At 48.2% G+C, this 13484-nt stretch carries 11 protein-coding genes; 5 read left to right on the top strand and 6 right to left on the bottom strand.

The annotated features are described in order from the left end of the window. Window positions 1-37 precede the first annotated feature (37 nt). The 3 genes from XMD564_RS03735 to metG all read right to left on the bottom strand — a co-directional run bounded on the left by XMD564_RS03735 (window position 38) and on the right by metG (window position 5343). Complete coding sequence (locus tag XMD564_RS03735; protein WP_173507824.1) at window positions 38-1432, bottom strand: NAD(P)(+) transhydrogenase (Re/Si-specific) subunit beta; 1395 nt, start codon at window positions 1430-1432, stop codon at window positions 38-40. A gap of 11 nt (window positions 1433-1443) precedes the next feature. Beyond that, entirely contained in the window at window positions 1444-3009 is a 1566-nt protein-coding gene (locus XMD564_RS03740) for a Re/Si-specific NAD(P)(+) transhydrogenase subunit alpha (protein WP_173480873.1), read from the bottom strand. 309 nt (window positions 3010-3318) lie between these two features. After that, window positions 3319-5343 (bottom strand): methionine--tRNA ligase, encoded by a 2025-nt coding sequence (metG, locus tag XMD564_RS03745; protein WP_173498064.1) that lies wholly within the window; start codon window positions 5341-5343, stop codon window positions 3319-3321. 151 nt (window positions 5344-5494) lie between these two features. Between metG and trmA the strand changes: the two genes are divergently transcribed. The 5 genes from trmA (at window position 5495) to XMD564_RS03770 (ending at window position 9558) form a co-directional block, all read left to right on the top strand. Further along, window positions 5495-6589, top strand: coding sequence for a tRNA (uridine(54)-C5)-methyltransferase TrmA (gene trmA / locus XMD564_RS03750; RefSeq protein WP_173507825.1), 1095 nt, complete (start codon window positions 5495-5497; stop codon window positions 6587-6589). Window positions 6590-6653: 64 nt separating this feature from the next. Further along, window positions 6654-7481: an iron-sulfur cluster carrier protein ApbC gene (apbC, locus tag XMD564_RS03755; RefSeq protein ID WP_371740248.1), complete on the top strand. Its 828-nt coding sequence runs from the start codon at window positions 6654-6656 to the stop codon at window positions 7479-7481. A 74-nt stretch (window positions 7482-7555) separates the two neighbouring features. Further along, on the top strand, window positions 7556-8122 hold the full coding sequence (dcd, locus tag XMD564_RS03760) for a dCTP deaminase (RefSeq protein ID WP_173480876.1): 567 nt from the start codon (window positions 7556-7558) through the stop codon (window positions 8120-8122). A gap of 1 nt (window position 8123) precedes the next feature. Further along, the gene (locus XMD564_RS03765; protein WP_173507826.1) at window positions 8124-8768 is read left to right on the top strand and encodes a hypothetical protein; all 645 of its coding nucleotides are present in this window, start codon (window positions 8124-8126) and stop codon (window positions 8766-8768) included. Further along, a complete protein-coding gene (locus XMD564_RS03770; protein WP_254445571.1) occupies window positions 8719-9558 on the top strand; it encodes a hypothetical protein in 840 nt (279 codons plus the stop codon). Before XMD564_RS03765 ends, XMD564_RS03770 begins: the two co-directional genes overlap by 50 nt. A gap of 10 nt (window positions 9559-9568) precedes the next feature. On the opposite strand, the gene arsJ is transcribed toward XMD564_RS03770, so the two are convergent. The 3 genes from arsJ to XMD564_RS03785 all read right to left on the bottom strand — a co-directional run bounded on the left by arsJ (window position 9569) and on the right by XMD564_RS03785 (window position 13370). Next, a complete protein-coding gene (gene arsJ / locus XMD564_RS03775) occupies window positions 9569-10768 on the bottom strand; it encodes an organoarsenical effux MFS transporter ArsJ (RefSeq protein WP_173507827.1) in 1200 nt (399 codons plus the stop codon). Window positions 10769-10772: 4 nt separating this feature from the next. Next, a complete protein-coding gene (locus tag XMD564_RS03780; protein WP_173507828.1) occupies window positions 10773-12056 on the bottom strand; it encodes a TolC family outer membrane protein in 1284 nt (427 codons plus the stop codon). A 129-nt stretch (window positions 12057-12185) separates the two neighbouring features. Next, window positions 12186-13370, bottom strand: a complete 1185-nt coding sequence (locus XMD564_RS03785; protein WP_173507829.1) for a pyridoxal phosphate-dependent aminotransferase — start codon at window positions 13368-13370, stop codon at window positions 12186-12188. Window positions 13371-13484: the final 114 nt, after the last annotated feature.

The raw sequence follows: 13484 nt of genomic DNA on the forward strand, positions 1-13484 counted from the left end.
CGGCACCCTAGGGTGCCGTTTTAGTATCAACTCTGGATTAGCTAATCGCTTTAAGGATTTGATCCAAACGCTCTTTAGCATCACCGAATAGCATGCGTGTGTTCTCTTTGTAGAAGAGTGGGTTATCGACACCCGCATAACCAGTACCCATAGAACGTTTCATGACAATGGTCTGTTTACCGTTCCAAGGCTCAAGTACAGGCATGCCTGCGATAGGGCTGTCTGGCACTTCCTGAGCAGCTGGGTTGACGATGTCGTTGGCACCGATGACGATAGAGACATCCACATTAGGGAAGTCTTCGTTGATCTCTTCCATCTCGTAAACGATGTCGTAAGGTACTTTCGCTTCTGCAAGCAGTACGTTCATGTGACCTGGCATACGACCCGCTACAGGGTGAATACCAAAGCGAACGTTGATGCCTTTGTCGCGAAGTTTCTTAGTGATCTCGAATACGGTGTGTTGAGCCTGAGCAACCGCCATACCGTAACCTGGTAGGATCATGACCTCTTTAGCGTTAAGAAGCATGTCTGCCGCTTCATCCGATTCAACCGAGCGAATGTCTTCAGCATTACCCGCAGGGCCTGCTGGACCACCGCTTGAAGCTTTCTGACCAATACCACCAAAGATTACGTTTAGGAACTTGCGGTTCATCGCCTTACACATGATGTAAGAGAGGATAGCACCACTTGAACCGACTAGAGCACCGACGACGATGAGTAGATCGTTACCTAGCATGAAGCCCATCGCTGCAGCAGCCCAGCCTGAGTAGCTGTTCAGCATTGAGACTACAACAGGCATATCAGCACCACCGATCGCTGCCACCATGTGCACACCAAATACCAGTGCGATGATGGTCATAACCGTCAGTTCAAAGACACCGCCAGTTGCCGCTGTATCCATGTACTGAATCATGAAGTAGAAAGCGATTACGCCGAGTGCAATGTTGAATAGGTGACGACCTGGTAGTTGAAGAGGGCGTCCGCCAATCTTGCCGCTTAGCTTCAAGTAAGCCATCACGGAACCAGAGAAGGTCATCGCACCGATCAGAATGCCAAGGTAGGTTTCAACGGCGTGAATCGACTGAGCAACACCGGTGAGTGGTGCATGCTCTAGAGCATTCGCCCAACCCACAAATACGGCTGCTAGGCCTACAAGGCTGTGAAGAATCGCCACTAGCTCAGGCATAGAGGTCATCTCTACACGTTGCGCCAGAATGTAGCCAATGATACCACCGACAACAATACCACCGACCAGAAGTCCGTAGTTGTTAGAGACTAGGCCAACGATGGTAACACCGACGGCAATAGCCATACCCAGCATGCCATAGAAGTTACCGCGACGTGCAGACTCCTGATGCGCAAGACCGCCCAGTGCCATGATAAACAGGGCGCTGGCTGCAATGTAGGAAGCTGTAATAATTCCTGAAGTCATCGATTATCTCCTTACTTCCTAAACATGCGAAGCATGCGTTGTGTTACGGCGAAACCGCCCACAATGTTGATGCTGGTAATGAACACAGCCAATCCGGCAAGCGCCATCACCACTGGATTGTCACTTGAGATCTGAATTAAAGCGCCAATCACAATAATGGAACTGATTGCGTTGGTGACAGACATCAATGGTGTGTGCAGTGAGTGCGATACGCCCCAGATAACCATGTATCCGATAAAACATGACAATACGAATACGGTTAGGTGGCCAATGAACTCAGGTGGAGCAACAGAACCCAATCCAAATAGAGCGCCACCGGCGATCAGTAGAGGGATCAGGAACGCAAGTGGGTGAGCCGGTTTTTCTACCTCTGGCTCAAGCTCTTGCTTCGCTTTAAGGCCGACGTCCTCTTTAGGTGCAAGCGAGATACGAGGCGCTGGTGGTGGCCAAGTGATGTTGCCCTCTTTGACAACCGTCGCACCACGAATCACTTCGTCTTCCATGTTGATGTCGATTTCGCCGTTTTTCTCTGGGCAAAGTTCAGTCAACAGGTTCAACATGTTAGTTGCATAGAGCTGAGAGGATTGCGCTGCAAGACGGCTCGGTAGGTTGGTGTAGCCGATGATAGTGACATCGTGCTTCTTAACCACTTCGTTAGCGACGGTAAGTTTACAGTTACCACCCGCTTCCGCTGCAAGGTCAACAATGACAGAGCCTGGCTTCATGTTAGCGACCATACGCTCAGTGATCAGCTCAGGTGCCTCTTTGCCAGGGATCAGTGCGGTAGTGATAATGATATCCACTTCTGCAGCCTGAGCCGCGAATAGATCCATCTCTGCTTTGATGAACTCAGGGCTCATGGTCTTAGCGTAACCGCCAGAACCGCTGCCATCTTCGTCATCTTCGAAATCGAGCATCAGGAATTCAGCATCCATCGACTCAACTTGCTCTTTAACCTCAGGGCGAGTATCAAATGCACGAACAATGGCACCCATGCCTTTCGCAGCACCGATAGCGGCAAGACCAGCAACACCGGCACCGATAACCAGTACTTTAGCTGGGTTGATTCGACCTGCTGCGGTGATCTGACCAGTGAAGAAGCGACCAAAATGCTGCGCTGCTTCAACAACGGCACGGTAACCCGCGATGTTAGCCATTGAAGATAGGGCGTCCATCTTCTGTGCACGTGAAATACGTGGAACAGAGTCCATAGCCAGTGCATTGATACCATGATCAGCCATCTCTTTGAGCATCTCAGGGTTCATCGCTGGGTATAGGAAGCTGATGATGGTTTGATCCTTCTTCATCAACTCAACGCCATTGAAACCAAGTTCAGGGTGGGCTTTAGGTGGGCGAACCTTCAGGATAATGTCTGAATTACCCCATAGCTCTTTAGGATCTTTAATGATCTCTACACCAGCTTTCTCATACTCTTCGTCCGCATAGCTAGCATCTGCGCCAGCACCGCTTTCCATCGAGATGTCGAAACCCAGCTTTTGCATTTTAACTGCAACGTCTGGAGTGAGGGCGACGCGTTTTTCGCCTTCTTCGTTCTCGCGGGGTACACCGATTCTCATCGATTTCACCTCTCTTATAGTATCCACCCGAGGATGGCTGTTGATAACCCTGGCTCAGTATAGAAGCTAAGCCTATATAATACGGTTAATTCATAACTTAATAGAATTAACCTCAAACTAATCTTTATAATCTACTATGAAAGTTGTTAATAACCAAACTGAATTAACTTATACGGATTATTAAAATTTTTCAGGATGCTTAAGATTTAGCTTAATTCTCTTCTTATTGGGATGTGAATTGATCAACAAGAGGTAATAAAAAAGGAGCCGAAGCTCCTTTTAAATAGACGCACTGTTCGAAAACAAGGCTTACATGATGCGCATGCCTGGCTGAGCGCCGGCATGGGGTTCTAATATCCAAAGATCCTTACCGCCAGGTCCAGCCGCTAGTACCATCCCCTCGGACATTCCAAACTTCATCTTACGCGGTGCAAGGTTGGCGACCATAACGGTCAGTTTGCCTTCCAAATCTTCTGGAGCATAGGCCGATTTGATACCTGCAAAGACATTGCGTGTCTCATCGCCTAGATCAAGCGTCAATCGAAGGAGTTTGTCAGCACCTTCAACATGCTCAGCTTTAGCAATGCGAGCTACACGAAGATCTACCTTGGCAAAGTCAGGAAACTCGATGGTCTCAGCAATGGGCTCTTTACTGGGCTCAGCCTTTTTAACAGGAGCCGCTGCTTGTAGATTCTGTTTTGAATCTTCGATGACCGCCTCGATCTTTTCAGGCTCTACACGCTGCATAAGTGGCTTAAACTTGTTGATCTTATGGTCCAGTAGAGGTGTTTGAATCTCATCCCAAGCAAAGCTTTCAATATTAAGGAAGCCTTTAGCTTGTTCAGATACCTCTGGAAGAACTGGAGTTAAGTAGCTGATGATCACTCGGAATAGGTTAATACCCATGGTACAGCAGGCTTGAACCTCTGCCTCTTTACCTTCCTGCTTAGCCAATACCCATGGCTCAGCTGCATCAATATACTGGTTGGCTTTATCGGCTAATGCCATGATTTCGCGCATCGCTTTGGCGTACTCGCGCTTTTCATAAGCATTTGCAATCGATTCACCAGCGGTAATCGCTTCGTTATAGAGCTCTGGTTCAGCCAACGTGCTATCCAGTTGGCCATCAAATTTCTTAGTGATAAATCCTGCACAACGGCTCGCAATGTTGATGACTTTGTTCACTAGATCGGCGTTAACACGAAGACGGAAGTCCTCTAAGCTTAAGTCGATGTCATCAATACCTGAGCCCAGTTTCGCTGCAAAGTAGTAGCGTAGATACTCTGGACGTAGGTGTTTCAGGTAGGTCTCGGCCATAATAAAGGTGCCACGAGACTTAGACATCTTCTGTCCATCGACCGTTAGGAAACCATGGCAGAACACGCCTGTCGGTGTTCTAAATCCAGCACCATGCAGTTCAGCAGGCCAGAATAGGGTGTGGAAGTAGGCGATGTCTTTACCGATGAAGTGGTAGAGTTCAGCGCTGCTATCTTCTGACCAGTACTCATCGAAATCGACACCATTTTTATCCGCCCAATTTTTAAAGCTCGCCATGTAGCCGATTGGAGCGTCCAACCAAACGTAGAAATATTTTCCAGGGGCGTCAGGAATCTCAAAACCCCAGTAGGGCGCATCACGTGAGATATCCCACTGTTGAAGACCAGATTCGAACCACTCATTCAACTTGTGTTTCATCTGATCTTGAACGTGCGTGTCGACCCAGCCTTTTAGGAATGATTCGAAATCTTCAAGCTTAAAGAAGTAGTGTTCAGACTCTTTCTCGATCGGTTTTGCACCTGATACAGCAGAGTAGGCATTTTTCAGTTCAGTCGGGGCATAGGTTGCACCACACTTTTCACACGAGTCGCCGTACTGATCTTCCGCACCACATTTTGGACAGTCACCTTTGATGAAACGATCGGGAAGGAACATCTCCTTTTCAGGGTCGTACGCTTGTGTGATGGTACGACGAGCAATGTGACCTTTATCTCGTAGACGCGTGTAGATCAGTTCAGCAAACTGCTTATTCTCTTCCGAGTGCGTCGAGTAGTAGTTATCGAAGTTGACCAAAAAACCTGAGAAGTCACGCTGGTGCTCTGCACTGACTTTGTCGATCAACGCTTGAGGTGAGATACCCATCTGATCCGCTTTCAGCATGATCGGTGTACCGTGAGCATCATCTGCACAGACGTATGTACATTGATGGCCGCGCTGCTTTTGGAAGCGAACCCAAATATCGGTTTGGATATATTCAACTAGGTGGCCTAGGTGAATAGGTCCATTAGCGTAAGGCAGGGCACTGGTAACAAGAATCTTGCGATTAGAATCAGTCATCTAGGTTAATCACTATCTACTACGAAAAAATTGAGCGTCGATTTTACGCGTTTACTTCGATTGATTAAAGGTCTCAGGTTTGGTCACTACTCAATGCACTGTTACACTGCGCCCCAATTACTTTTTTTAGACGTTTAAAGGCACCCATTGCATGTCATCTTTACCGGTTATTGATCCTGCCCTCTACGAACAGCAACTTGCTGAAAAAGCAGAAACAATGCAGCAGTTATTCTCAGGGTTTGATCTTCCCGAGCTCGAGCTGTTTCGCTCCCCACCAGAGAACTACCGTATGCGAGCAGAGTTTCGTGTTTGGCATGATGGCGATGAGATCAACTACGTTATGTTTGAACCGGGTGACAAGCGCAAGCCGGTAAAACTGAGTGCCTGCAAAATGGTCGATACGCGCATCGAATCGATGATGTTCAATTTCCTTGATCGTTTAAAGGGTGAGGTAGAGCTGCGCAAACGCCTATTTCAAATTGACTTCCTAGCGACCTTAAAAGGGGAGCTACTGGTTAGCATGCTCTACCACCGCGCGATCGGAGAGGAGTGGATTGAGGCGGCGAAACCCCTTCGTGAAGAGTTTGGCATTGATATTGTAGGCCGTTCACGTAAGAACAAGATTGTATTGGATCGTGATTTCGTCATTGAAACGATTCAGATCAATGGTCAGCCCTTCACCTATAAGCAGACCGAAAACAGTTTCACCCAACCCAACGCTAAGGTGTGTGAACAGATGATTGAGTGGGCGTTGGATGCAACTCAAGATGCTAGGGGCGACCTAGTGGAGTTCTACTGTGGTAACGGTAACTTCAGTCTGCCGCTAGCGCAGAACTTCGATCGAGTTGTCGGTACTGAGATTTCTAAAGAGTCGGTACGCAGTGCGCAGTACAACATTGAGGTGAATGGTGTTGAGAACGTCTCTATTTTGCGCCTTTCTTCAGAAGAGTTTACTGAGGTACTTCAAGGCACTCGTACTTCTCGAAGAACCGAAGGGTTGGATCTGACTAGCTTTGATTTTCAAACCGTACTGGTTGATCCGCCTCGTGCAGGTTTAGATGCAGAGACCGTTAAGCAAGTGCAGACCTACCCGGCGATTGTCTATATCTCTTGTAACCCTGAAACCTTAAAAGAGAATTTAGAGATTCTGTCTCAGACTCACGACGTGCAGCGTTTTGCGCTGTTTGATCAGTTTCCATACACCCATCATGTCGAATGTGGCGTATACCTCACTAAGAAGGTCTAGTTAATCGATCCTCTTTTTGAAATAATCCTACTAAATTACTTGGTTATTATGTTTGGGTGGTACCGTGTCTCAGAAACTTGAAAATCTTGCGGGTGTTAAAAAAATTGTCGCGATCTCTTCTGGTAAAGGCGGAGTGGGTAAGTCGACGGTCACAGCAAACCTGGCAGCGGCTCTGTCGGCACAGGGTCTTCGTATCGGCGTATTGGATGCTGATATTTACGGTCCTAGTCAGGCGATGATGTTTGGAGTACCTGCAGGTACTCGCCCTAAAACAGCTGAAGAGAAGTACTTTATTCCTGTCGTCGCGCACGGCATTCAGACTATGTCGATCAGTTATCTGATCGATGAAGATACACCGATGGTGTGGCGTGGCCCTATGGTCAGTAGTGCGCTTCAGCAGCTGTTGATGCAGACACAATGGGATGATTTGGATCTTCTGCTGATCGATATGCCGCCAGGTACAGGTGACATACAATTGACGCTGTCGCAAAAGGTACCAGTCGACGGTGCCATCGTAGTGACTACTCCACAGGATATTGCGCTGCTTGATGCCAAGAAGGGCATTGAGATGTTCCGTAAGGTCGATATTCCAGTGCTAGGCATCATTGAAAACATGAGTGTGCACGTCTGTTCAAACTGCGGTCATGTTGACCCCATTTTTGGGGAAGGTGGCGGTGATAAGATGGCAGAGCAGTATCAAACCAAGCTCTTGGGTCAGTTACCTTTGGCAATGCCGATTCGCGTGCAGGCCGACTCGGGCACACCCATCGTTATTGCTGAGCCTGAATCTGAGTATGCCAACCTCTATCAAAGCGTTGCTGCTGTCGTCAGTGAAGTGCTTGCCAATCACACACAGGCTGAGGCGCCTTTCATCAACATCATGGATGATTGATCTGTAAAGAAAAGGCTCTATTTCCGGAGCCTTTTTTGCTATTATTTCGCGGTTTTCTTTTTAGGTGATAAGTAATGGGTATCAAAGCCGATAAGTGGATCCGTCGCATGGCGGAACAGCAACAGATGATTGATCCGTTTGAGCCGGGTCAGGTTCGTGAAGTGAATGGTGAAAAGATCGTCTCATACGGTACGTCTAGCTACGGCTACGATGTTCGTTGTGCTGACGAGTTTAAAATCTTCACCAACATCAACTCATCGGTTGTCGACCCTAAAGACTTCAACAGCGAGAGCTTTGTTAATGTGAAGTCGGATGTCTGCATCATCCCACCCAACTCCTTTGCACTGGCTCGCACTGTTGAATACTTCAAGATCCCACGTGATGTGCTGACAATTTGTTTGGGTAAAAGTACCTACGCACGTTGTGGCATCATTGTGAACGTCACACCGCTCGAACCAGAGTGGGAAGGACACGTGACACTTGAGTTCTCAAATACTACGCCGCTACCCGCTAAGATCTATGCCAACGAGGGTGTAGCTCAGATGCTATTTATTGGCGGTGATGAAGTGTGTGAAGTCTCCTACGGTGATCGTGGTGGTAAATACCAGGGTCAAACGGGTGTGACCTTACCACGCACTTAATATGCAAGAACAAGTCGATAGTATTAAAGCCTTTTGGGATGATCTTGCGATTACCCTAGATGCCCTTCAACACGCCACGCTCGAGCAGCTCGCTGAGCACGGGGAGCGTGTGCTTATGGATTACAGACCGACCCTGAAAGAGATCGACTCTAACCTGACGTTCCATTTTGAGCGTAATCAAGAGGATGGTCCTGTTCAGTTGGTCTTTGGTTGTGATGGCTACCCAGAGTCGATTCACAGTGTGTTAACACTGGTCGGTGCGGCGCCTAAGCTGAATGGCTTTCAAGTACGCGCCTTCAATGAGCGTCATGACCCTGTGCCACGCACCGTCGATCTGGGCGGAGAGCTCTGTGAGATCAACGACTACTGGTATTCACTGCGCACCATCAATGGCAAGTTAGAGCTCGCCATCTACATGGAAGATGCACCGACCGTGCTCGATATGGATCCGCGGGTTGAGGCAGTCATGATTCTACTGGATGCGCTGATTGGTGAGTACGAGATCATGGTCCGAATTTGGGCCTTGGATTGGTATGAACTTCCAGCCTGCCCACGTGATTTTGGACTATCGCCGCTATCCCAGCTCAGATCTGAATTTGATCAGATTAAATCTGACATTAAACCCATTGGTATCAATCTTCACTGATATGAGTGACAAGCTGACTGAACTGCTTGAAGACCTTCGCGAAGCCTATCTCAAAGAGATGGAGGCTAACGGCCACAGCTACCCTTTTAAAACAGCCCACCAGCTAGCTCATAGGCGTTTGGCTTTGCCGGCTGACGAGTTAGTAGAGCTCATTCTATCAGCGCCACGCCTATTGGCTTCACGTGCCGGTGATCTGATCGAGAGTGAAGAGGAGGGTGCAAACCCGACCATCGGAGCGATCATCAGTGCCAATCTTGTGGCCGCCGGTATGGATGGTCTAATGATGGTTGCGACCAAGCGCGACTGGTTAGAGCGTGATGAGCATGGCGATCTGTTAGTTGATGCGCATGAACTGGATCTCTGCAAACCCGTTTTAGGTGTCGATTACACGAAAACACCTAAAGAGTTTGTTCCGCAAAGTGGTCGAAGTCAGCTCTCTGATCTGTTCTCGGCGGCTGAAGCAGCCTTCGAGACTGCGCTGAGCTGTGAGACGATGGATGCCTATCAGCTCAGTCTTAAAATTGCGTCTGACTATGCCGTCTTTGCTCCAGACGATTTGGCACCGCTGTTGGCTGAAAACCCTTTAATGTTAGGGTTACGAAACGATGGATTGGTGGATCCCGAGATGTTCAATCAAGATCCACCCGCTGGCATGATTCTTAGTGCACACCTGACTGAGATGATGGTGGCTCAAATGGTGGATCATGCCATTGAAAAGGGCGCCATCGGAATGGATTCAGAAGGTCAGCCTCTATTTGTCGATGATGAAGAGCCACCGACACTGCATTAACAAGGTTGGGTTAGACTGGTAGTTTTCGGCTGAGTAGCGCCGCTGCTAAAACCATAATCGCAGATCCAACAAGGCAGGCCACTAGCCCAGCAACACCCAATCCAGCCCACTGAAACAGTGCACCCGATAGCAGGGTGCCGATCAAGCGCCCCATGGCATTAGCCATGTAATAGAACCCCACATCTAACGAGACACCGTCTGCTTTGGCATAGCTAACAATTAGATAACTGTGAACGGCTGAGTTGAGAGCAAAGATCAGGGCAAACAGCGCTAAACCCACCATTATGACCCAGGTGGGCTCGACCTCTGCGAAGAGCAGTGCGGCAATCGCGGTTGGCACTATGGTTAACAGGGCTGCTAGCGTGACGGCTCGATCACGACTGGGTGGGTGCTCTCTGTTATTAAGCAGTTTTGGCGATGACGCTTGAATAATGCCGTAGCCAATAATCCACATCGCCATAAACGCCCCGGTTGCCTCTTCGCCCCAGTTAAGGGTTTCGGCAAGAAAGACGGGCAGTGCAATGACAAACCAGATATCCCGTGCACCGAATAGAAAGAATCGGGCTGCTGAGAGTCTATTGACGGAGTCACTTTTAGAGAATATCTCTCTGAATTTAGGTTTGTAGCTCGCTTTACCCAACTCTTTTTTTAGAAGCAGTAGAGAGCTGATCCAGACAATCAGTAAGACCGCGGCCATGGCGGTAACCGCCCCTTGAAACCCTAGCCAGACCAGCAGGGCACCACCCATAAAGAAGCCTACACCTTTTAGCGTGTTTTTCGATCCTGTAAGCAGTGCGACCCATTTAAATAGAGAACTTTCGGCGTTTTCAGGAACCAGTTGCTTGATGGCACTTTTCGCACTCATTTTATTTAGGTCTTTAGCAATGCCGGAAAGCGCTTGCGCGGCCATCACCCAGGCTATGGTTAGATAGGCTGAAGGTACTGCCAGCATGGCTAGCGCGCCAATCTGTAAGGCGAGTCCTATGTTCATGGTCCTATTAAGACCAATACGAGCTCCGAGCCAACCACCGACTAGATTGGTGACGACTCCAAAGAGTTCGTAAAAGAGGAATAGAAAGGCAATCTGAAGAGGTGAGTAACCGAGTTGGTGGAAATAGAGCACCACCAACATGCGAAGGGCGCCATCCGTGAGGGTGAACGCCCAGTAATTACCCGTAATTAGTAGGTACTGACGGACAGCACCATTCATACACTTAACCTTCTAGCCAGCTATCAAGAGACTCAATGTCTGCAGGGCTCAGTGTACCTAGAGTAGATTTCATTTCTGTGACAAGCGCAATGTGATCGATACGCGCTTCTGCGTAGTCTGTTTTAGCTGCGTAGAGTGCGGTTTCAGCGTTGAGCACATCAACGATGTTGCGTGTACCGACTTCAAACCCTTGAGAGGTTGCCTCTAGTGCTTTTTCACGAGATTCCAGTGCGACTTTGCGAGCTTCAACGGTTTTAACGCTCGCTTCGATATCACGCAGTAATTTACGAGTATCGGCTTTAACCGTTTTAACTTCACCTTCGTAAGCGAACAGAGCCTCAGTGTGTTTGTAGGCGTACTTGTCTTGGTTCGCAGTCGTTTCAAAGCCGCTAAAAATTGGAATGCTTAGCGTTAGTGATGTGTTGTAATCACCACGTGTTTCATAAGCGGTATCACCGCTCAGAGCGTTGTAGCGGAATGATAGGGTTGGCAGGTGAGCAGATGCATAGGCTTCTGCTTCATAACCGGCTGAAATCTCGGACAATTTCTTCAGACGAAGGGTGATATTACCCGCTAACGCTTTCTCTACCCACTCTGATTCTGACCCTTCAGTAATGCCCTCGATAGGGTAATTAGCTTGAATCTTTTTAAGATCTACGCCACTAACGCCCGTCATTTTTTCTAGCGAATCGAGAGCGCTTTCAACACCGCTCTGTGCTGTAAACAGGGAAGCACGTGCATCATCGTAAGAGGCGCGAGCTTCAAGTACATCGGTAATCGCAATCAAGCCCACTTCAAACTGTGCGTTCACCTGATCTAGACGACGTTTCAGTGCTCGCTCCTGCGCTTCAGCGACCTCTAGACCGTTTTTGGCTTTAAGAGCAGCAAGGTAGGTAGAAACAAGGCGGAACATCAAGCCCTGATCAGCAGCCTCTATAGAGAGTTGGGTGATCTCCGGCAGCTGGTTCGCTGCTTTATAACCGTACCAAGCCGGCATGCTGAAGAGGGTCTGATCAATGGTTAATGTCATACCGTTAGTGGTTGTAGAGCTACCCGTTGCATTTGATCTTGAACTAGTACCGGTCATAGCGATAGACGGGTATAAATTAGAAAGAGCAATGTCATACCCAGTCTCTGTTGCTAGTGCCGATGCGCGACTCTCTTGATAAGAAGCATCATTTTTAAGAGCGCTGTTATATAGATCGGTCAAAACACCAGCCTGTGTTGATGCTGAAATCAGGGTGGCAATCGAAATCGCAAGTGACTGCTTTGCAAAGCGAGCGTTCATAAAAGATCCTGTCAAATTCGTTAAATAGTCAATGAAGTCTATATTAGCAACTTCTAAATTAATAACAAAGGTCTGTACATAAAAAAACCGGATACGAGATCCGGTTTAGTGTAGTTCAGTTAGACCTGCTTAGGCGAGTGCTTTCGCGATTCGCTCTATCGCATCGGCCAGTATCTCTTTGCTAGTTGCAAAGGAGAGGCGCATATTGCCAGGCGCGCCGAATGCAGAACCAGGTACCAGTGCGACACCAGCTTCCTGAAGTAGGTATTCAGCCAGTTCAATATCATCGTTGATGTCTGAACGTGCATCGATGACACCTTGGAAGCTTGGGAATGCGTAGAAAGTGCCATCGGCAGGGATGCACTCAACACCCTCGATTTTGTTCAGTTCTGAAACGACAAATTCATGGCGCTCTTTGAAAGCAACAACCATCTCAGCAACACAACCCTGATCGCCTTCCAGTGCAGCACGGGCTGCTTCTTGTGCAATTGAACAAGGGTTAGATGTCGATTGAGACTGCACCTTTTTCATCGCGCCGATGAGTTTAGCGGGACCTGCAGCATAACCGATACGCCAGCCAGTCATAGAGTAGGCCTTAGAGACACCATTCAAGACGATGGTACGATCGTAAAGCTCCGGTGCTGCATTAAGAATGTTCACAAAGGGTTGGTCATTGAAACGAATGTGCTCATACATGTCATCCGTCGCAATCAGAACCTCTGGGTACTCTTTCAAAACTTCAGCCAGCGCTTTCAGCTCATCAAGCGTGTAAGCAACGCCTGTTGGGTTTGAAGGGCTGTTAATAACAACAAGACGAGTCTTGTCCGTTAGAGCCGCTTTTAACTGCTCAGCAGTCATTTTAAAGCGCTGTTCCTGAGTCGTTGGAACAATGACGGGTACACCATCAGAGACCAGAACCATATCAGGGTAAGAGACCCAGTAGGGTGCAGGGATTACTACTTCATCACCTTCATTGATCAGTGCCAGTGATAGGTTGAAAAAGCTCTGTTTACCGCCTGATGAGACCAGAATCTGGTTTGGCTCGTAAGAGAGACCGTTGTCTTTTGAGAACTTCTCAATAATCGCTTTTTTAAGCGCTGGTGTACCATCGACAGCGGTGTATTTGGTCATACCCTTGTTAATGGCTGCAATAGCAGCGGCTTTGATGTGTTCAGGAGTATCAAAGTCAGGTTCACCTGCACCCAGGCCAATAATGTTTTGACCAGCAGCACGAAGCTCAGCAGCACGGTTAGTGACAGCCAGGGTAGGTGACGGCTTAATGTTGTTGACGCGGTTAGAGAGTCGAACGTCCAATCGAAATATCCTCAAAAAACGAAATGTTCGTGTAGCTTTTATAAAGCGCTGCACATTATATAGGAGTTTGAGTTCCGTTATAATCCCCTGAAACCCTTATAACTCCGCGTTTTT

Origin of the sequence: Marinobacterium sp. xm-d-564 (assembly GCF_013283345.1) — a bacterium.
Lineage (GTDB): Bacteria > Pseudomonadota > Gammaproteobacteria > Pseudomonadales > Balneatricaceae > Marinobacterium_E.

Excerpts from the sequence above, each read along its gene's own strand:
- metG (WP_173498064.1), bottom strand. The coding sequence starts at position 5,343 with ATGACTGATTCTAATCGCAAGATTCTTGTTACCAGTGCCCTGCCTTAC.
- XMD564_RS03735 (WP_173507824.1), bottom strand. The coding sequence starts at position 1,432 with ATGACTTCAGGAATTATTACAGCTTCCTACATTGCAGCCAGCGCCCTG.
- XMD564_RS03740 (WP_173480873.1), bottom strand. The coding sequence starts at position 3,009 with ATGAGAATCGGTGTACCCCGCGAGAACGAAGAAGGCGAAAAACGCGTC.
- dcd (WP_173480876.1), top strand. The coding sequence starts at position 7,556 with ATGGGTATCAAAGCCGATAAGTGGATCCGTCGCATGGCGGAACAGCAA.
- trmA (WP_173507825.1), top strand. The coding sequence starts at position 5,495 with ATGTCATCTTTACCGGTTATTGATCCTGCCCTCTACGAACAGCAACTT.
- arsJ (WP_173507827.1), bottom strand. The coding sequence starts at position 10,768 with ATGAATGGTGCTGTCCGTCAGTACCTACTAATTACGGGTAATTACTGG.
- XMD564_RS03765 (WP_173507826.1), top strand. The coding sequence starts at position 8,124 with ATGCAAGAACAAGTCGATAGTATTAAAGCCTTTTGGGATGATCTTGCG.
- XMD564_RS03780 (WP_173507828.1), bottom strand. The coding sequence starts at position 12,056 with ATGAACGCTCGCTTTGCAAAGCAGTCACTTGCGATTTCGATTGCCACC.